The sequence below is a fragment of the Methanobacterium sp. BRmetb2 genome, assembly GCA_003491285.1.
GTDB lineage: Archaea > Methanobacteriota > Methanobacteria > Methanobacteriales > Methanobacteriaceae > UBA117.
Map to the genome: position 1 here is coordinate 304020 of CP022705.1, position 19383 is coordinate 323402.

Annotated in this window: 21 protein-coding genes and 3 tRNA genes; 15 read left to right on the forward strand and 9 right to left on the reverse strand. The window is 32.8% G+C overall.

The features are described 5' to 3' along the window. Window positions 1–9: 9 nt before the first annotated feature. The 3 genes from CIT01_01415 to CIT01_01425 form a co-directional block, all read right to left on the reverse strand. Window positions 10–1083, reverse strand: a complete 1074-nt coding sequence (locus CIT01_01415; GenBank protein ID AXV36957.1) for a phospho-N-acetylmuramoyl-pentapeptide-transferase — start codon at window positions 1081–1083, stop codon at window positions 10–12. 10 nt (window positions 1084–1093) lie between these two features. Continuing rightward, window positions 1094–2257: a hypothetical protein gene (locus CIT01_01420; protein AXV36958.1), complete on the reverse strand. Its 1164-nt coding sequence runs from the start codon at window positions 2255–2257 to the stop codon at window positions 1094–1096. 177 nt (window positions 2258–2434) lie between these two features. Continuing rightward, window positions 2435–4330, reverse strand: a complete 1896-nt coding sequence (locus tag CIT01_01425; protein AXV36959.1) for an ATP-dependent protease LonB — start codon at window positions 4328–4330, stop codon at window positions 2435–2437. A 418-nt stretch (window positions 4331–4748) separates the two neighbouring features. Here CIT01_01425 and cobQ point away from each other — a divergent pair, with 418 nt between their 5' ends. Continuing rightward, window positions 4749–6245: a cobyric acid synthase CobQ gene (gene cobQ, locus CIT01_01430; GenBank protein ID AXV38685.1), complete on the forward strand. Its 1497-nt coding sequence runs from the start codon at window positions 4749–4751 to the stop codon at window positions 6243–6245. Window positions 6246–6494: 249 nt separating this feature from the next. Next, window positions 6495–6824, forward strand: coding sequence for a hypothetical protein (locus tag CIT01_01435; protein ID AXV36960.1), 330 nt, complete (start codon window positions 6495–6497; stop codon window positions 6822–6824). 53 nt (window positions 6825–6877) lie between these two features. On the opposite strand, the gene CIT01_01440 is transcribed toward CIT01_01435, so the two are convergent. Continuing rightward, complete coding sequence (locus CIT01_01440; protein ID AXV36961.1) at window positions 6878–8200, reverse strand: anion transporter; 1323 nt, start codon at window positions 8198–8200, stop codon at window positions 6878–6880. 312 nt (window positions 8201–8512) lie between these two features. On the opposite strand from CIT01_01440, the gene CIT01_01445 reads away from it, so the two are divergent. Together CIT01_01445 and CIT01_01450 are read left to right on the forward strand one after the other, a co-directional pair. After that, window positions 8513–8586, forward strand: a tRNA-Gly gene (locus CIT01_01445). Between the two features lie 2 nt (window positions 8587–8588). Continuing rightward, window positions 8589–8662 (forward strand) — tRNA-Gly (locus CIT01_01450). Between the two features lie 267 nt (window positions 8663–8929). On the opposite strand, the gene CIT01_01455 is transcribed toward CIT01_01450, so the two are convergent. Continuing rightward, the gene (locus tag CIT01_01455) at window positions 8930–9331 is read right to left on the reverse strand and encodes a histidine kinase (GenBank protein AXV36962.1); all 402 of its coding nucleotides are present in this window, start codon (window positions 9329–9331) and stop codon (window positions 8930–8932) included. Between the two features lie 274 nt (window positions 9332–9605). Here CIT01_01455 and CIT01_01460 point away from each other — a divergent pair, with 274 nt between their 5' ends. The 3 genes from CIT01_01460 to hycI all read left to right on the forward strand — a co-directional run bounded on the left by CIT01_01460 (window position 9606) and on the right by hycI (window position 11327). Continuing rightward, the gene (locus CIT01_01460) at window positions 9606–10025 is read left to right on the forward strand and encodes a nickel-responsive transcriptional regulator NikR (protein AXV36963.1); all 420 of its coding nucleotides are present in this window, start codon (window positions 9606–9608) and stop codon (window positions 10023–10025) included. Window positions 10026–10096: 71 nt separating this feature from the next. Further along, window positions 10097–10876, forward strand: coding sequence for an RNA methyltransferase (locus CIT01_01465; protein AXV36964.1), 780 nt, complete (start codon window positions 10097–10099; stop codon window positions 10874–10876). 37 nt (window positions 10877–10913) lie between these two features. Beyond that, window positions 10914–11327, forward strand: coding sequence for a hydrogenase maturation peptidase HycI (gene hycI, locus CIT01_01470; protein AXV36965.1), 414 nt, complete (start codon window positions 10914–10916; stop codon window positions 11325–11327). 142 nt (window positions 11328–11469) lie between these two features. On the opposite strand, the gene CIT01_01475 is transcribed toward hycI, so the two are convergent. Continuing rightward, entirely contained in the window at window positions 11470–12330 is an 861-nt protein-coding gene (locus CIT01_01475; GenBank protein AXV36966.1) for a ribose-phosphate diphosphokinase, read from the reverse strand. Between the two features lie 349 nt (window positions 12331–12679). Between CIT01_01475 and hypA the strand changes: the two genes are divergently transcribed. The 3 genes from hypA (at window position 12680) to CIT01_01490 (ending at window position 14832) form a co-directional block, all read left to right on the forward strand. Continuing rightward, complete coding sequence (hypA, locus tag CIT01_01480) at window positions 12680–13060, forward strand: hydrogenase maturation nickel metallochaperone HypA (protein ID AXV36967.1); 381 nt, start codon at window positions 12680–12682, stop codon at window positions 13058–13060. Beyond that, window positions 13053–13715 carry a hydrogenase accessory protein HypB gene (gene hypB / locus CIT01_01485; protein AXV36968.1) on the forward strand — a complete coding sequence of 221 codons (663 nt, stop codon included), beginning with the start codon at window positions 13053–13055 and terminating at the stop codon, window positions 13713–13715. Before hypA ends, hypB begins: the two co-directional genes overlap by 8 nt. 91 nt (window positions 13716–13806) lie before the next feature. Further along, window positions 13807–14832, forward strand: a complete 1026-nt coding sequence (locus CIT01_01490; GenBank protein ID AXV36969.1) for a hypothetical protein — start codon at window positions 13807–13809, stop codon at window positions 14830–14832. A 156-nt stretch (window positions 14833–14988) separates the two neighbouring features. Here CIT01_01490 and CIT01_01495 read toward each other — a convergent pair. Continuing rightward, a tRNA-Ala gene (locus CIT01_01495) sits at window positions 14989–15062 on the reverse strand. 165 nt (window positions 15063–15227) lie between these two features. On the opposite strand from CIT01_01495, the gene CIT01_01500 reads away from it, so the two are divergent. From CIT01_01500 to CIT01_01515, 4 genes are all read left to right on the forward strand, one after another. After that, window positions 15228–15728, forward strand: a complete 501-nt coding sequence (locus CIT01_01500) for a hypothetical protein (protein ID AXV36970.1) — start codon at window positions 15228–15230, stop codon at window positions 15726–15728. 339 nt (window positions 15729–16067) lie between these two features. Continuing rightward, on the forward strand, window positions 16068–17147 hold the full coding sequence (locus CIT01_01505) for a hypothetical protein (GenBank protein ID AXV36971.1): 1080 nt from the start codon (window positions 16068–16070) through the stop codon (window positions 17145–17147). A gap of 121 nt (window positions 17148–17268) precedes the next feature. After that, window positions 17269–17730, forward strand: coding sequence for a hypothetical protein (locus CIT01_01510; protein AXV36972.1), 462 nt, complete (start codon window positions 17269–17271; stop codon window positions 17728–17730). A gap of 1 nt (window position 17731) precedes the next feature. Beyond that, window positions 17732–18034, forward strand: a complete 303-nt coding sequence (locus CIT01_01515) for a hypothetical protein (protein ID AXV36973.1) — start codon at window positions 17732–17734, stop codon at window positions 18032–18034. 65 nt (window positions 18035–18099) lie between these two features. On the opposite strand, the gene CIT01_01520 is transcribed toward CIT01_01515, so the two are convergent. Beyond that, on the reverse strand, window positions 18100–18477 hold the full coding sequence (locus CIT01_01520; GenBank protein ID AXV36974.1) for a hypothetical protein: 378 nt from the start codon (window positions 18475–18477) through the stop codon (window positions 18100–18102). A 14-nt stretch (window positions 18478–18491) separates the two neighbouring features. After that, window positions 18492–18794, reverse strand: a complete 303-nt coding sequence (locus tag CIT01_01525; GenBank protein AXV36975.1) for an alkylhydroperoxidase — start codon at window positions 18792–18794, stop codon at window positions 18492–18494. Window positions 18795–18916: 122 nt separating this feature from the next. On the opposite strand from CIT01_01525, the gene CIT01_01530 reads away from it, so the two are divergent. After that, window positions 18917–19345, forward strand: a complete 429-nt coding sequence (locus tag CIT01_01530; GenBank protein ID AXV36976.1) for a pyridoxamine 5'-phosphate oxidase — start codon at window positions 18917–18919, stop codon at window positions 19343–19345. Window positions 19346–19383: the final 38 nt, after the last annotated feature.

Here is a 19383-nt window from a genome sequence, read left to right on the forward strand (position 1 = left end):
TTAATTCACTTAGAAAAATCCGTAAAAATAGATCAATGTTATACATATAATCAAAGTAGAAATCCAGTAGATGGCTGTAATTTTCTTCTCAGAAAAGCCTTTGTAATGTAAGGTATGATGTAAAGGCTCAACTGGTAATTTTATAATCTTTGATCGATGTAAAAGACTTATTATTACCGATATTATTGGTACCGCCAAAGCAATGACTGCAAAATATACTATATCTCCTAAAATAGCTGCAGTGGCATAACCTGCCCCTAAAGCAAAAGAACCTGTGTCCCCCATAAATATGGTTGCAGGATACTTATTGAAAACCAAAAATCCACAGCATATTCCAGATATAGCTATAAAAGGAACTGCAAAAGCAATATTTCCATTTAATAGTAATATAAATCCACATGCAGCAGATGCTATGGCCATTATTCCCGCAGCAAGACCATCCATACCATCAATAAGGTTAATAGCATTTATTGCACCTATTATACCAAATATTACCAGCGGAATTACAAATATTCCCCAGTTAACCCCACCAATAGTGTAACTAACTGTTCCAGTTACTATTAGAAATAGTGCAATTAAAAACTGGGCAAAGATTTTCTCTCTTTCTTCTACCTCATTTTTTATAGGAGCTTTTCCAATAATTTCCACTTTTTTCTCAGCTAAGAATTTTTTAAGTTCTTCTTTTGCCTTCTCAGTAGCAACTCGTGCTTCTTCACCAGTTTTTAAAGTCAATTTTCCAATTTTTATAGGGGCCTTGTAGATATTTCGGATTATATCCTGAACCTCTTTGGTTTTAAGTCCAATCAAATCATCCATCATGCCTATAATACCTGCAGTTAACATCATCATGCACGTTATTATAAGGTTTTTATTTCCGAAATAGATACATGAAATTATGAGCATGCTCAATAATATGGCCATTCCACCCATGGTAGGTGTACCTGTTTTGTGCTGATGCTCAGTTACAATAGGACTGTCTGTGATTCCTGCATTTTTCAGTACCTTTCTTACAAAAACTGTGAAAAATGTTGAAGCTAAAAATGTTAAAATAAATATGTAAATACCAGTATAGTAAACATTCAATCTATCACCTTTAACAATTATTCAGAGCTAATTCCTTATTAATTTTAAAATTCATCCCCATTTTTTTCATGGTTTCAAGTGCTTTTTTGGCATTTTCATCTCTTATAGTTATTCTCTTAAATGCAGGAGGACCATGCAAAATCCATGAATTGCCACTTGAAAAATCTTTTTTCATAATTAAATCTTCAGATAAACTATCCAATTTCTCATGATTTTTAACAGGTATTTCCATTGCATAATAACTCTTCATTCTAGCCTGGATATCATTGACCTTCCATTCTCCTAATGCCATGTCCACTAATTCATGCATGGGATTGATATCACAACAGGCAGTGGTTATATAACGGGTCCCGCTAGGTCTTGTGTTCATCTCTAAAACATAAATATTTTTAGTTTTCGGATCAAATATCAGATCCACATCAGTATTACCCTCAGCACCTAAAAGATTGGTAATTTTTAGTGCCATATCTCTGATATAATCATTATCCATACCTTCAATTGAGGTAGGGGCTGTTTTAATTTTATCCAGAGGATGTAAACCTTCAATCGTTGTTTTTCCCTTATTAACTGGGGTTAATGGTATGCTTTGATTATTCCATCTTAGTACTTCTACTGAAATTTCAATGCCTTTAATAAATTCTTCAGCAATAACTGTGTTGGAATTCTGGAAGTACTGTGAAAATTCTGATTCAGATTGAACAATTTTTAATCCACTACCACCCTGCCCTTCAAAAGGTTTTAAAACAACAGGTAGATTAATATTTTTATTATCATCATTAAGATCTTCACAGGATATTTTTTGATAGAGGGGAGTTCGTATATTATTCTCAAGAAGAAATTTTTTGGTTTCAAGTTTATTTACTGAAGTTTTTGCAGCATTTACTGGTGATGCCACCACCGGCAAACCGTAATTTTTTTCCAAATGTTCCTTCATTTCTGCTAGCTCAACTAATGGTCTATCCACACCAATGAGAGGAACTACTGCATCAACATCTTCTTTTATTGCAATTTCTGCTGGTTCTGTCATACCTCTTGATACTGAGTAGAAAACATCTGCAAGTTCTATGTTGGGTGCAGAAGAATTAGATTCAGTTAAAATGCTGGTAATACCTTTTTTTGTTGTGTAAGATGCCACATCATCAAATAGTCTGGCCCCAATAAATAACAATTTCATTTTAGATCACTAGTGCAAATTAAAGTTATAATATGAGATTATTATTTCTTTAAATATAAATAAACTACTAAAATCGTGATATTAATAATGTAATATTAAAGAAATCTCTATTAATTAAAGTAAAATATTAAAAAATCAAATTGAAAGGAATAAATCCTTCCAATAACATTCATTTTTTTAGTGGGTTGTGGGATTTTGTAAAATGCCTTTAGGGACAATTTCCCCGATTTTTTGCATCTTTTCTAAAAGTCCTTTTTTACCTTTACCAATAAGAGCATGTTTTAAGACATCACTAAGTGTTTCCACTGGTATTATTTCAATTTTTTCTTCATATCTCTTTTCAATCAGAACATCATGAATGTTTGATTTTGGTATAAGAACTTTTGTGATCCCTGCCTCGGCAGCAGCTTCGATTTTACCGGTTACTCCACCTACAGGGAGAACATCACCACGTATACTCAATGAACCAGTTAGTGCAACTGATTGATCAATAGGTATTTCTTCCAAGGCAGATACTACTGCAGTAGCCACAGAAACACTGGCACTGTCTCCTTCTACTCCTTCATATGCTTGTAGGAATTGTATATGGATATCGTAATTTGAAATATCGGTTCCAGTATGTTTTTTTATTAGGGCACTGACGTTTTGAACAGCTTCCTTGGCAATTTCTCCTAATTTACCCGTGGCTATTATTCTTCCCTCTTCTTTACTTTGAGCTGGAGCAGCTTCAGCAACTATTGGAAGTATAATACCACTTCTATCTCCAATTATGGCCAATCCATTGACACGCCCTATCTCTGTTCCTTCTGATTTGAATACCCTATATTTCTTTTTTTGTACAATGTAACGATCTGCAATCTGTTGTTCAAGGGTCCTTGCAAGTTTTTTAGCGTTGAGAACATGTTTTAACTCGACAAACTCTGTGCCCTCTCCTTTTGCAATGTCACCTGCAGCCCGGACCAAACCACCTAAATCTCTTAAACATAGAGTTAGTGAATCTTTTTTACCTGCTCTTCGTTGAGCTTCTCTGATGATTTCTTTTACAGCTTCTTTATTGAAGTGTGGTATTCTACCATCTTTAACTACTTCTTGAGCAACGAACTGCACCAGTTTCTGCCGATTTTCAGGAGTGTCTTTCATACTGTCTTTCATAAATACTTCATAACCATAACCCCGTATTCTTGACCTAAGAGCTATGTGCATTCCTTCTAAGACTTGTATATTTCCTGATGCAACCAGGACAAAGTCACAGGGCACAACTTGTGAACGAACCATAGCTCCACTGCTTGTTTCACTCTGTCCAGTGATTGAGTATTTCTTCTCTTGCATGGCAGTAAGTAGTTCCTGCTGGGTTCTCATCTTCATTGTACCAATTTCGTCAATGTAAAGAACTCCGTTGTGTGCACGGTGAATCATTCCTGCTTCAACACGCTCATGAGCAGGAGTTCCCAGACCTCCAGATTGGTACGGATCATGTCTAACATCACCTAGAAGAGCTCCGGCATGTGCACCAGTAGCATCAACAAAAGGAGCTATTTTATTTTTTTCATTAGATACCAAAAGTTTAGGTATCATAACAGATGTTTTAGGTCTCATTTGTTGAAGAGCTAAAAATACAATACCTGCTGCAATTATAGCTGCGAGATACTGTTTCAAAATGAATCCGATGACCAGTATAAGGGAAATAATGATCATCATAAACATGTTTTTCTTGTCATCCTGAGCTTTTGCCTTGGTTTTATGATTCAACACTATGGCCTTTCCTTCTCCAGCTGGAACAGCACCAATTAACGGATTGTTAGAATCTTCCATGTTTGGATAGACTAATATGTCTTGCAATTGTTCAGGAGGTAACAATTCTGCCATAGCCATAGCTAGCATTGATTTACCAATACCGGGTTCACCAATTAACAGAACATTCCTTCTCTGCTTAGCAGCCTTTTTTACAGTTTCAACTGCTTCTTTCTGACCAATAATTTGGTCAATAAGCCTATCTGGAACTTTAATATCTTTAGATGTTTCGTAAGTATTCAAATTTAATGAATTGTTGGAGTTTTTGGTTAAATTTGTCATTTTTTATGAAGACCTCCAAAAGTGGATTGATTTTCTGTTTCAACAACTTTAACTTTTTTTAAATCAAATTAGGTTATAAAAACAATTTTCATAGTACTTATTAATTTATAACTATGCATATTCTGTTGATAGACATAGTATATATAAATATCTATTAAAGTTACAAAAGGTAAAATAATTATCCAAATAAAATGTATTATATTATAGTTGAAAAATTAGCTATTTATATTTTGTCATCAATCATTAATTATCTGTCATCATCTACTATCATTCAATAATAATTAACAAAAAAATTAAATTCTACCAATTAATATAAAAGAATATAAAATAATTCCAAGATAGTTAAAAAGAATTTTTCAATGACTTATAATTTATCGGAGGCCATACAGTGGGTTTAAACAAAAAAACAACATGTATAATGGTACAGGGAACATCTTCTAATGCAGGTAAAAGTGTGGTTGTAGCGGCTCTCTGCAGAATTTTTTCCAAAAGGGGATATGCTGTAACCCCTTTTAAATCACAAAATATGTCACTTAACTCTTTTACTACTAAAGAAAATGCAGAAATTGCAATGGCCCAGGTTTTACAGGCGGAAGCAGCAGGAGTAGATCCATCATATAACATGAATCCTATCCTTCTAAAACCAAAAGAAGATTTTATCTCACAAGTAATTGTACATGGAAAACCTGTGAACGATATGAACTTCTACGATTACCAAAATTCTTTTAGAAACAAAGCCATCAAAGCTATCAAACAATCATTAGACAAATTAAAAGAGGAATACGATATAATAGTTATGGAAGGAGCTGGATCTCCAGCTGAAATAAACATGATGGATCGTGACCTGGCTAACATGAAAATCGCGGCGATGGCTGATGCCGACGTTATACTAGTTGCAGATATTGACCGGGGAGGCGTTTTTGCTTCTATTGCTGGAACATTCGCACTTTTAAATGAAGAAGATAGAAACCGGATCAAAGGTATTATAATCAACAAGTTTCGAGGTAATCTGGATATATTAATACCAGGGATAAAGCAGATTGAAGAGATTGTAAGAGTCCCTGTACTGGGCGTGGTACCCTATGATGAAAGTCTCAAACTTCCAGAAGAAGATTCAGCATCCCTATCCGAACGGAATTATAAAAAAGGCGAAAAAGTAACTATAGGAGTTCTAAGACTTCCACGCATTTCCAATTTTACAGATATAGATCCTTTGGAATATGAACCCGACATGGGAATTAAATTGATTGAAATGGGATCTAATATGGGTAAAATAGATGCCCTCATATTGCCTGGAACCCGTAATACCATTGGAGATCTTATAACACTTAAAAAATATGGATTTGAAGATGAAATTAAAGAAATATCTCATGAAATACCTATATTTGGTATATGTGGTGGTTATCAAATATTAGGCGAAAAGATATTTGATGAATCATTAAAAGAATCAAAATACGGTTCTGTGGAAGGAATTGGAATCCTGGACATTAAAACAAAATTTGAGAAAATGGACAAAATAATAACCCAAAGCAAAGGCGAAATATTAGGAAGTAGTCTATTTTCAAGTTTAAAAGGAAAACTGGTTAAAGGATATGAGCTTCATGAAGGTATTTCTGTTATAGGTGAAACCAAACCCATGTTCAAAGTAGTTGAAGGCTGCGGTAATTATCCTAAATCTGGCTTTGATGGTGCAACTTCTGGTTTAACCTCTGGGACATATTTTCATGGAATATTCCACAATTTCCAATTTAGAAGAGTCTTCACTGACTACTTAAGAATGGAAAATAGTCTTGATCCATTAAAATTCCAATATGACGATTTTGAAGATTTAAAAACATTTTCCATAAATCGACTAGCAGAAATAGTTGAAGAAAACATAGATATGAGTGTTATAGACAATTTAATAAAATCTTAAATAAAATTGTACACTATACCTATTTTTAGAATATAAAAAAATACTCTTTTGTCATGAACCTGTGCAAGGTCTTTATACTTTAAGTTAGGAACACACAAAAGCCAAGAAAAATATCTCTCCATAAATTCTTAAAGATGAAAATTCATAATATTAATTAGTAAAAACTATGATCTAAATTCCAAATAAATAGTTGATATATCTTTCAAATTCGGTTAAATAAAATTTAACGGATAATAAGGGGGGATTTTAATGGAAAAAGTATGTAATGTTTCGGATGTAACTGAGAATTCTATGAAAGGGTTTTCTGTTAAAGAAGAAAATGTACTTATTGCAAATATCAGTGGAAAATTTTATGCTGTAGACGCTGTCTGTCCACATATGGGTGGTTACCTGCCTATTGGTAAACTTGAAAATAATATTATAACTTGTCCAGTACATGGTTCCCAGTATGATGTTAAAACTGGAAAACTCGTTAAAGACGTTCCTCGTCTATTAAAAATTGTTACTGGCAGTGGCTCACATGATTTAAATAGTTACGAAGTTGAAATAAAAGATGAATCAATCTTTATCAAGCTTTAAAAATATGAACACACAATGTCAATAGTAAAAAAAATTAATTCTTCGTTATTTTTTTAAATTCCAGCCAGTACTGGACGGGCAATGGTAAAAACAATCACCAGAGTCATTATTATTCCAATAATAACCAGAGGAACTCCTGCCTTTAATATTTCTTTTACGGACACGTAACCTGTTCCGTGGGCCATGGCCACAGTTGGATCTGCCATTGGAAACATGAAAGATAACGAACATGCTATTGCAACGGGGACCGCATAAGTTCCTGTTGGAAGGCCTGTTGCCCCTTCAAAAGTTACCGATAATGGTATTAGTATGGCAGATAATGCTATATTCGACATGACTTGGGTTAAAACAACTGCAATTACCATAAGGATTACTGTCATTACTAAAGCAGAAGGATCATTACCTACTAAAGATACTAAATCCTTAATCAACCAGCTGGCAGCACCCGTATTAAGTAAAGCTGCCCCTAATGATAGTGCACCTCCAAAGAATACAATTAAACCCCAATCCACATTTTTTTGTGCATCTTTCCAATCTATTATGCCGAAAATAAAGAATAATGTTGCACCAATCAATGCAATGGAATAACTATTCAGTCCAGTAAACTGAGTCGTCACCCATAAAAATATTGTAAATAAAAGTATACCTAAGGAAAATTTCTCATTTCTTGACATTGGCCCCAGATTACTAATAGTGGAGTTGATTATCTCTTTTCCACCTTTAATCTCCTTAACTTCAGGAGGAAATATGATGCCCAAAACTTTCCAAATAACCAGCATCATAATTATGGCCAGTGGAAAACCGAATATCATCCAGTCAACAAATGGTATATGAGTATAAGCTGCTGCCATAAGGTTGGGTGCAGTTCCAATTTCCGTTCCAAAACCACCAGCTAATGAACCATAAGATGCCCCCAGGATCATGGCCTTGGCAAAATTGCTTTTACCCCATTTAGCATCTTTGACTCCCATCAAAGAAATCACTTCTTTAATAACAGGTAAGAGCATAGCAAATGCCACCACATTTTCAATCCAAGCAGACATCAAACCTGTTGAAAAAACAGCAGCAAATAATGTCATATTAGGTGTTGTTCCTAATTTAGACAACATAATATATGTTATTCGCTTAGCCAGACCGCTTTTTCTTATGGCTTCAGCAATGATAAATCCACCTATCATTAAAAAAAGTATAGGATTGGCAAAACCAATCACTGCATTATCAAAGCTTTCAATACCTAATATTGGTTGTATGAACAATATTATTAATGAGGTAACTGCTAGGGGGACTGTTTCTGTTCCCCACATTATAACTGCAAAAACTAAAAGAGCAATTGATGCATGTCCCGCGAAACTTAAACCCTCTAACGGTATTAACATTATGATTGTTGCGGTAATAATGGCTAAAGGAAGACCAATTTTCTTTAGGTTCGTATTTCATTCCCCCGGAATAGTTTTCATCGTGATATTGATTTTTTGTATAAATAACTTTATTGGAATCATAAATTGTAGTTTTAAATTCTATATAAACTTATGGATAATTAAGACATTTACTGGTATATTAATTATAATAGTATTTAATTCACATTTAATTTAAAAAATAGTAACTATTTAGTAATTTAAGAGGTAATTTAAGAAAATAAAACACTTTACCTAAAACTTTATATAGGATGAATCTAAAATCATGGGTATGCGGCGTTAGTCCAGTCTGGTTAAGACTCTGGCCTGCCACGCCAGTGACCCGGGTTCAAATCCCGGACGCCGCATCGCGGCTGTAGTCTAGTCTGGTTAGGACTTGGGCCTTCCAAGCCTACGACCCGGGTTCAAATCCCGGCAGCCGCATTGAATTACTAATTCTCGTTTTTATATATTTTAGAGGTTTAAAATACTTTTTTATAACTTTTTCAAAAAGTCCAATCTGTTCATTTCATTAAAATGAGGGTCTATCAAAATAAGATCATCTACAATAAAAATATTATACTTCTGAAACGAAAAACAGATAGAATTTATCAATTTTTTAAGTTTATAAAGTAATATTAAAGAATTAAAGAAATAAAAAATAAATTGGTAAGTTTAAAAAATAAACAATACCCCCTTTACCCAATACTATTAAACTGCAACTAAAATTTCTGCTGCAACCAATCTACATATATCTGTCTTGGTTATTACACCTACAGCTTTATCATCTTCCAATACCAATAATCCAGATATATCTGCCCTTAACATCAAATTTGCAGCATCTTCAACACCATCATCTGCAGAAATGGTAATTATTTCTTTAGCCATAATGTCGGTTACTTGTATAACCTCCATTTCTTTCGGCCCGGGTTTTAAGCTTCCTAAAACACCTATCAGATCTGAATAGGAAATTACTCCTATAGGATTATCATCATCATCTAATACAAAAAGTCGACGTACACCATGTTTATACATCCTTTCAAAGGCTTCTAATGGTCTGGTGTATGGACTAATTTTTATCACATCTGGATTCATGGCCTCTTTTACTTTCATTATATCACTCCACTAACTCCCCTTTAATTCCTTCTTTAAAAGTCTCAACTTCCATAATTTTTCAGAAATTATGTTGTGAACCTATTACTTTTTATATTTCAGAGCATCACATTTGTTATATTTTACGGAAATATTTTAAAGTCAAAATTAAAAATGTATAGAAAAGATGTATAAAAAAGACAATGCAAAAATAATATAACAAAAATTTAAATAGTATGAAAAAGTATTATGATAATAACCAATTTGTGATAATTATTCAATTTGGGGGTATATTATGATGAGAATAAGCATGTCATTACCAAAAAAATTGTTAAATGAATTTGATGATGTTTTACGGGATCGAGGTTACCAATCCCGTTCAAAAGGAATAAGAGATGCATTAAAAGATTACATTGTCCGTTACCAATGGATGAATGAAATGGAAGGAGATAGAATAGGGATTATCGCCGTTATTTACGACCATCATTTCACCGACGTAATGGAGGACCTGACCGACATCCAGCACGACTACCGTGACTATATAAACGCAGTTATGCATGTTCACATGACTGAAAAGTACTGTCTTGAAATTATTGTAGTAAAAGGAGACGTTAAATACATAAGAGAACTGACTGAAAAGATAATGAGATTAAAAGGCGTAGAACATGTTAGATTAACCAGTACCACTGCAGGAGAAACAATCGACCACGATTAAGGTCATTAGTAATAAAATTAAGTAATAAAATAATTAATCAAATTTAATTTATTTAAATCTAAATTTTTTTTATGCAACTTTTTACTACACCCTATCATTATAACCTTTTATCTGATTATGAAAGGTTATCTGCTTTTTTTTATGCTATACAAGAAAATTCTAAAGGAATAGTTTACGATATTGGCACTGGTAGTGGAGTACTATCCATATTTGCTTCTCCCTATGCCAAAAAAGTATATGCAATCGAATTAAACCAGAATGCATCATTATGTGCTCTTGAAAATTTTAAATCTTATCCTAACATCCAGTTAATAAGTGGTGATGCTAAAAATATTGAATTTCGCGAAAAAGCAGATCTCATAATATGTGAAATGCTGGATACTGCTTTGATTGACGAAGAACAAATACCTGTCATTAAAAACATGTCACAATACTTAAAAAAGAATGGTAAAATTATTCCCTACAAAATATTAACTGGAATAGAACCGGTGAGTATGAAAGCAGAACATATATGCTATGAAAATGAGGAATTACCCTATCAAGAAGTATTAGGGGACCTTCAAATATATAATGAAATTAATTTTATAAAAGAAATAAAGGAAAACCTCAATGTAGACTTGCAAATTAAAATAAATAAAAAAGGAACATTTTCAGGAGTTAAATTAACCAGTTTTACCCTTTTAACACAGGATATGGTCTGCGGTCCAACTCCTATGATGAATCCCCCTATGTTTATTCCCACTAGCAAAATAAATGTGGAAAAAAACAATAAAATAAGAATAAATTTAAAATACCAGATGGGTGGTGGATTAGATAGCATTAGAATTAAAGCTAAAAAAATTTTTAAATAACTCTAAAAAAGTGGTTATACTGGGAATTGGAAATGATATGAGAGGTGATGATGGTCTAGGACCTGAAATTGCCCATAGATTATCTAAAAAATTTAGTGAAGATCTTCATACTGCTATTTTTGATGGAGGTACTGTGCCTGAAAATTATACCGGAACCATAAAAAAAGAAAACCCCTCCCACATAATTCTAATTGATGCTGTAAATATGAATAAAACTCCTGGTTTCATAAAACTTGTGAGTAAAGATGAAATAGCTGATTATAACATATCCACCCATGCTATGCCCATATCCTTCTTGATCAATTATTTAGAACACCACACCAAGGCCCAAATAATTTTAATAGGCATTCAACCAAAAGAAATAGATTTTAATGGAAAGATTTCCATTGAAGTAGAAAAAAGCCTGTTTCATTTGACGGACCTGTTGGAAAAATTATTAACTAAATCCTAATATGAGTTTCATGGGATAATAATATTGATTTAATTAGAATTAAATGATTAAAAATTAAAATAAAAAATTAGAAAGTTTATTTTATTATACAAAATGTTAAATTAGTTTCCTATTGTACAAATGTTAAAATAAAAATAAATTATTATTTTTTAAGGGCATCTGCAATTAGGGGGGCCAACGAAATTACGCTCACATCTGATCGTAAAGTGTCGGTGGCAATTACATCATCAACACCACTTGCAAATATTTTAAGCAGTGCATCGTCAACCATTACTGGATGAACACAAGCTACTGTTATCTTTTTAGCATCATGACTTTTTAAAATCTGAGATGCATTAACAATTGTTCCTCCAGTGCTGATAATATCATCAATTATAACTGCATGCTTACCCTCAATATTCATATTTTTAGGCTTAGTTTCCACCTTTTCTGGGGATATGCGTGTTTTTTCAAGATAGTCACAGTCACAGTCTAACAGACCAGCAAGCTCCTGGGCATGATCTAGGGCACCTTTATCAGGGGCTATTATTATAGGATCGTCAATAGTTCTTTTAATAGTTTGGGCAATCAGAGGCATAGCTGATAGTTCATGTAAGGGGATGTTAAAAAAATTGGCCATATTGTTTTCATGGAGATTCACACAAAATAATTCAGAAACACCTGCCGATTCAAGTAGTTCAGCTATAATCTGAGCTGAAATAGCTTCTCCCGATTTAAAACGTTTTTCTTGTCTACCATATCCAAAATAAGGTATAACTGTTTTAATGGTTTTAACGCCCAGATCTTTAAGGGTTTTAATAATAAATAAGAGTTCAACTAAATTTTCGTCCTGAGGAAAACCTGTAGATTGAACAACAACTGCTTTTTCTTCTATTTTTCCATTAATACGTATATATCTCTCTCCATCAGGAAATTTACGGGTTTCAATAGGGCATAATGTCTCTTGTAATTCTGCTGCAATTTTAGCAGCTAATTTTTGGGATGCTGAGCCTCCAATTATCAAAAAAATCACCTTTTAATCAGTATAAATAAATATCAATATAATGGTTACACATTTTATTAATGTAAATCAGATTATCCTAATAGTTTTACTAAGATTAACCTGAATTGTTTTGAAATTAATTCTTTTGTTAACTTATATAAGTAAGATGTTAGTAAGATTCTTATTGATAATAAAATATCTGGTTTATAATTTCAAAATTTATAAATAGATGATAAATAATTGTTTAACAAGTCTTAAATAAAATTTTAATCAACAAAAATTCATATTTTATTAGAATAATGTGATTGATTTAATATATGGATGTTAATACAATTATATGAGTTATTTACAATGATTAAGAGGTGAAGAGATGCATGAACTTTCTATGGCCGATGCAATGGTTAAAACTGTGATTGAAGTGGCAGAGAAAAATGATGCTCAGGAAATTACCGAAGTCTCAATAGAATTAGGAGAGATGACTCTATTAAATCCAGAACAATTAAAATTTATGTTGGAAGTTTTAAGTGAAGACACATTATTGGAAGGTGCAGAAATTATTATAGATACAATACCCATTGAGATTAAGTGCCACGGGTGTGGTTATTCGGGTAAAACTCCATCTGATGATCTAGATCATTATGCACCTATTTTAAACTGCCCCGAATGTGAATCAATGGAACTTGAAATTATTTCAGGAAGAGAATGTAACGTTAAAAGTATTAAAATTGAAAAAAGTGATGAAGATGCATAAGATAGCTGAAGTTGAAATTCAACATGACATTATGATAGCTAACAAAAAATTAGCTAAAAAGAATCAAAAAATCCTTGACAAACACCATGTTTTTGCAGTTGACGTTTTAGGAGCAATAGGCTCTGGTAAAACCTCCCTTATAGAAAATTTAATACAAGAAATGAATTATAATATCGGGGTTATTGCTGGGGATGTTATCAGCAGATTCGATGCAGGAAGATTCAAACAATACGATGTTCCTGTGGTTGGATTGAATACTGGAAAAGAGTGCCACCTTGATGCCCATTTAGTGGAACACGCATTTGGTGATCTTCCCCTCAACGACATAAACTTGCTTTTTATTGAAAATGTAGGTAACTTAATCTGTCCCGTGGACTTTGATTTAGGATCACATATTAGAATGGTGGTAATTAGTGTAAGTGAGGGTGACGACACTGTAGAAAAACATCCACTAATCTTCAAAGATGCGGATCTGGTGGTAATAAACAAAGTAGATATTGCCGAGGCAGTTGGAGCCGACCAAGACAAAATGGTTTCTGATGTCCAAGCACTCAACCCTGAAGTTGAAGTTATAAAAACCAGTCTAAAAACAGGTGAAGGTTTAGAGGATATTATAACAAGTATCGAAGCTTTTATTAAAGAAGAACAATTATAATTGAATACTTAATTTTTATAGAAGAATAAAAGTTATGGTTGAATTAGCCAATAAAACAATTTAAAGTATTAAACAATAATATGGTGATTTTGTGAAAATATGGATTGATATAACCAATTCGCCACACATCCGTTTTTTTAAGAGTATAATCGATTTTTTCCAAACTGAAGGAGAAGAAGTTATTATCACCGCCCGAAAATTTGGGGATATTCACAAATTACTGGATCTATTTGAAATGGAATACATCTCTGTGGGAAAACACGGGGTAAGTCTAGCTGAAAAACTAAATGAAAGTACAAAAAGATCCTATGAACTTGCAAAAATTATTGAAAAAGAAAAACCCGATGTAGGACTAGCCAAACATTCTATTGAACTTCCTAGAGTTACATTTGGACTTGGAATTCCCAATATCTACGTTCTTGACAATGAACAGATGATGGCTGCTAATAAACTTACATTACCCCTTTGTAATAAGATAATAGCTCCAAAAGCCATTGACATGTGGAATATCCTTCAGTTTGGTGCAGACCCTAACAATATTATAAGGTATGACGGTACTAGTGAAATTACTCACTTTAAAAATTTCCAGTATAATGAAAATATTTTTGAAGATCTGAATTTAAACCTAAAAAAGTCTAAAACAATTCTTATGCGACCTGAACCGTCACTGGCAGCTTATTTAGATGCAGATTGTAATGAATCTGTACTATCACCTATTGTTGATGTGCTGGAAAATTATGCTAATATATTGATTATTCCTCGTTTCAAAGAGCAAGAACAGATATTTGAAAATAATAAAAATGTGATTATTATCAAGCCCCCGGTAGACACATTTAGTCTTATGAAACGTTGTGATCTGGTTATTGGTGCAGGGGGTACCATGAACCGGGAAGCTGCTCTTCTAGGAACTCCGGTTATATCATGTTATCCCGGGCGTTTGCTTGCAGTTGACAAACATTATATCGATATGGGGATGATCAAACGATCAACTAATCCCGAAGAAATTGTAAACATCGCTTTAAAGCTTTTAGTAAATAAAAATAATAATGGAGAAATTAAAACAGATGATCTGTTCCATATTATTGTGGACAATGTTTATAACTCCATAAAAAGTTAGATTTCATTTATCCAAACCATTTATGCTTATTTTTATAAGATATTTCCATTTTTTGTGTAATATCAACTTCAATTTTATTAGTAATCAGTTTACCCCAAAAATATGTTATAAAATGGATAAATTCTATATAAGTATTAAAAAATTAGAAAATAAGAATGGACTGACCGGGATTTGAACCCGGGGCCTCCGCCATGCCAAGGCGACGCTCTACCAACCTGAGCTACCAGCCCTATAACTCCCATTAGATTGAGGTAATATTTAAAGTTAATGTTCATAACTTTCATTTTAACTAATCTGTAGCTTATCTATCTAAAAAAATAAGTATAATAAATAAATTTCATTTCTAAAAATATTAAATAATCTGTGACGCAAAAAAAATTTAAATCGGGTTTAAAATGAATTACAAATTACGTAATGTTATAGAAAGCGATTTTATTGCTATAGAAACACTTGCAAAACAATGCCAACCCATGTCAACTGAACGAACCTCTATTTACCATATTTTCACTAAATTTTTCCAAAAAACATCCTTTATCTTAAAATTAGATGGAGATGAAGAAATTAGTGGTTTTTTATTAGGTTTCATATCTCAAAAAAATCCACAAGAGGCATATATTCATTTGTTATGTTTAAAAGATGAAATTAGAGGCCGTGGATTTGGTAAGAAGATTATTGATAAATACATAGAAGTAGTTAAAAGTAAAGGATGTAAAAAGATTACGTTGATAACCAAACCCGTGAATAAGAAGGCCATCACATTTTATACCAAACTGGGTTTCAATTTAATTTATAAGAAAAATATGGAAACAATCAAAATTGATGGTATAACTGCAGTTAAAGATTATAATGGAACTGGAGAACATATGGTTATTTTTCAAAATACTTTGAAGGATTAATTTAGATGGGTACTATAATAAAGTTTAAAAAGAGATCATTACATAAACTAAGAAAGCATATATCAGAATATTATATTTTTATTCATTAAATAAAAAGAATAATAATCATATTTCTATTCACAATATAAAAAAAATAATGATTTTAATAAAAGGAATGAATTAAAATTTAGATTTGAATTCTAAAAATATGATTTTTTGCAGAGTTAATCTAAAATCAAAGAAATTTGTATTTATTAATCAAAATTTAACATATTAAAACTAACTAATTAAAATAATAAAATTTAAATTATCATTGAAATTAATACTATAAAGTTATTTAACCGAATTTGGAGGAATAAATTGCCTTTAATCGCTCAGAATCATTTACAATTTATAATAGAAGTAGCCCTTATACTTTACGCAGGTGTAATGTTTCTTTTAAACATTGTCCCCCTTTCTATGACTATTGTGCTTTTCATGTCATTGATTCTATGTATTGGTTTTAGCCTGATGTTTGGTATTGATACACTTTTGTTACTGCTGCAGACGGGTCACTACGAATTAACCCATTCCTTTGGACCAATAGCTCTCTTAGCTGCAGTAACGGCTCTGGCTACGCTCCCTATTATGAAAGAAAGTGGTGTGAAAACTGGAAGTCTTAGAGGATTTATTGTTCTTTTAATCATAGTAATAACCATTGCTGGAGGATTAATGCACAGGTCATTTCTTCTATTATGGTTAATGGGATTATTAATAGGATATTTTATAATTTCAAAGTCATTCCGACAAAAATCGGTTTTTACCATTAAAAAGCTATTATTATTTGCAGGAATTGGAATTGTCGGATTTGGATCATTAGAAATGCTTTCAAGAGTTCTTGAAATGCCCGTTTTAAGTCCATTTCTTAGAATTTTTAGAATAGAATCTTTTGCAGATCCAAGTATAGCCATGGTTTTGAAAAATTCAACACTCTTTGGTCATGAACACGGTGCCTGTTATTGGGGAGATCAATGTCTTAATGGAACCGACGGTTATATAACCCTGCCAATGTCATTGATAATATCTTTTGGATTGCCATTCCCTCTCTTCTATGGAATACTGGTTAGCAAAAAGGATGTAATAGATTACATGCTACCCGGTATATTTGGATTCACCTTTGATTTTGGATATATCGGCTTGATCGTCCTGTTGCTCTGGTGTCTGGCCACGATTTTCTTAGGATTTAAGATACTTTCCATATACCGTGAAAAGAGAGAAAATGGAGATAAAAGACTTATGGGTAGAGAAGCCCTGCTAATAGGGTCATTAACTGCATTTATAGCCCAAAGCATAGTGGGATTATTCTTAATGAACCGGTCCATAAACGGAACTGCCCTTTTAACCTTCCTATTTTTAGGTGCACTAGTAACAGCCCATATAATGAGTTTAAAAACAGAATAGAGGATTAATTTAGATTGATACATCAAATATGTAGTATATAGTTAGACTAAATACTTTAAACGCAAAATATATTTTATTGAAATAAAAATACCATTTCAAAGGTCAAAAATGGAGGAATTAAATGAAAAAAGCCATAATATTATTAGGATGTCCTGAATCACCATCACAAACACCTATGGCTATCTATGTTACCAATAAACTTAAAAAAAAAGGATACGAAGTCACCATATCCAGCACCCCATCTGCTATGAAGCTTTTGGAAGTTTCGGACCCTGAAAGTTTTTATATAGAAAAAAAAATAGACGTGGAATCCTGTCTTGAAAGTATAGAGGAAGGTTCTTTCGATTTATTGGTTGGATTTGTGCATCGTGATGCTGCAGTCTCATATTTTGTAACCTTTGAAAATATTTTAAACACTAAATCTTTGGCTATCATATCAGAACGGGAAATGGAAGTAGTAAATGAATATGTGAACATGATAAAAGAATCCACCAATGCCGAAATAGTATCGGCCCGGGCATATCACAACCCTACCCCACTCCGAGTTAAATTTGATAAAGCTTTAAATAAAATGGAGAAATAAAATGTTCTGCCTCGAAACATATCTTAAAGAATCTGATGATTACCAAATACACATGAGCCGTTCTGGTTTTAAGGAATGCGCCAAATTCATAGAAAAAAGCGGTGAAGAAGTTGTTCACGTTAAGGCTGGAGCAAAAGTAGTGGGGGCACGTATAATCGGAATTCCACCCATTCCTATAGGTATAAATCCCGAAAAATCTCAGATTATGATTCCATATACCAAGCCATGCTATGGTACTGCTGTAGTAGAAGTACCAGTTGAACTGGAAGAGATTGAAAAAATTAGAGAAATATCATTAGATTAATATAAATTTTGATTTTTAAAAATTAAAGAATATATTATAAAAAAATGATTCCGTGGAAACGAAATCTACCACAGAGTAATATAAACAGTATCACCCTCTTTTTTCCCTTTAACCAATTGTGATTGTCTCATAATGGCAAAATGATTCTCTAAGTCAGTTGGTGATAGTTTAAACTGTTTGATGAGATCAACTCTTGTTACTTTCTCTTTTAACTGAATGTACTGATAGATGTTCTTCTGAATTTCAGATAAGCCTTCTGTTCCCTGAAATCCCTGAGATTTTCTGAAATTCTTTTTGGCTCGCTCTCCTAATGGATTACATGCTTTTATTCTGTGTTGAGTATCTATATAACAATCATCACATAAAACCTGCTTTGCAGACTTATAAACTTCGTTTTCTAAGAGTGATTTGCCACAGCTCTGGCAATGTATCTTGTTGGCCATTTCATTTCATCTCCTTAATCATCAAGAAGGAATGATGCAAAAGTAAAACCTGAACCAAGACGTACTTGGCCTGCTACTGCTGCAGCTTCAATTATTTCCTCTTGAGTTGCACCAGCCATGATGGCGTGTTTTTTATGTGCTTTAACACAGTGCTGGCAATTTACTGCCACTGCACATGCCAATGCTATTAAAGACTTGTCTTTTGATGATAATGCACCGTCTTTCAATATTTCTGATGCTAAATTCTTAAATGCTGTATCTAACTCGTTACTTACTGCCTCTGTAAATCGATAAGGTCTTGGTTTTTCTTCTGTCAATTTATCTACTCCTTAAATATAACTTTGATTTTATTTTTATTATTATAAAAAATTTATTTTTACATATTTTAAAAAAGATATTATTAAATCTATGAATAAATAATTGGATAGGAGGAAAAAAAATGGACTTTAAGGATTGTATAAAATTCGCAAATGAAACACCAGTATGTTACCTTGCAACAGCAGAAGGAGATCAACCCAGAGTAAGGGCACTAGGATTTTGGTTTGCTGATGAGAACGGCTTTTACTTCCAAATTGGGGCTATAAAAGATATGTACGGACAGCTTCAAGCCAACCCTAAAGTTGAAGCGTGTTTCTGGCAGCCAGATGAGACCACTGGAACCATGATGCGGGTGGCTGGTGAAATCGAGTTTGTTGATGATCCAGAACTTAAAAAGAAGGTTATAGAAGATAGACCATTCTTGAAAGAGTTCGGCATGACATTTGACCATCCGGGACTTATAATTTTCCGTATCGCCAAAGGTGAAGCCTATTTCTGGACAATGCAAACTAACTTTGAGCCTAAGAAGTTCATCAAATTTGGGGATTAAATAACTGGGATTGATAATTATCCCTTACCTTTTATCCC

Coding starts and splice junctions, on each gene's coding strand:
- CIT01_01420 (AXV36958.1), bottom strand. CDS start 2,257: ATGAAATTGTTATTTATTGGGGCCAGACTATTTGATGATGTGGCATCT.
- CIT01_01425 (AXV36959.1), bottom strand. CDS start 4,330: ATGACAAATTTAACCAAAAACTCCAACAATTCATTAAATTTGAATACT.
- cobQ (AXV38685.1), top strand. CDS start 4,749: ATGGTACAGGGAACATCTTCTAATGCAGGTAAAAGTGTGGTTGTAGCG.
- CIT01_01435 (AXV36960.1), top strand. CDS start 6,495: ATGGAAAAAGTATGTAATGTTTCGGATGTAACTGAGAATTCTATGAAA.
- CIT01_01440 (AXV36961.1), bottom strand. CDS start 8,200: ATGTTAATACCGTTAGAGGGTTTAAGTTTCGCGGGACATGCATCAATT.
- CIT01_01455 (AXV36962.1), bottom strand. CDS start 9,331: ATGAAAGTAAAAGAGGCCATGAATCCAGATGTGATAAAAATTAGTCCA.
- CIT01_01460 (AXV36963.1), top strand. CDS start 9,606: ATGATGAGAATAAGCATGTCATTACCAAAAAAATTGTTAAATGAATTT.
- CIT01_01465 (AXV36964.1), top strand. CDS start 10,097: ATGCAACTTTTTACTACACCCTATCATTATAACCTTTTATCTGATTAT.
- hycI (AXV36965.1), top strand. CDS start 10,914: ATGAGAGGTGATGATGGTCTAGGACCTGAAATTGCCCATAGATTATCT.
- hypA (AXV36967.1), top strand. CDS start 12,680: ATGCATGAACTTTCTATGGCCGATGCAATGGTTAAAACTGTGATTGAA.
- hypB (AXV36968.1), top strand. CDS start 13,053: ATGCATAAGATAGCTGAAGTTGAAATTCAACATGACATTATGATAGCT.
- CIT01_01500 (AXV36970.1), top strand. CDS start 15,228: ATGAATTACAAATTACGTAATGTTATAGAAAGCGATTTTATTGCTATA.
- CIT01_01510 (AXV36972.1), top strand. CDS start 17,269: ATGAAAAAAGCCATAATATTATTAGGATGTCCTGAATCACCATCACAA.
- CIT01_01515 (AXV36973.1), top strand. CDS start 17,732: ATGTTCTGCCTCGAAACATATCTTAAAGAATCTGATGATTACCAAATA.
- CIT01_01520 (AXV36974.1), bottom strand. CDS start 18,477: ATGGCCAACAAGATACATTGCCAGAGCTGTGGCAAATCACTCTTAGAA.
- CIT01_01530 (AXV36976.1), top strand. CDS start 18,917: ATGGACTTTAAGGATTGTATAAAATTCGCAAATGAAACACCAGTATGT.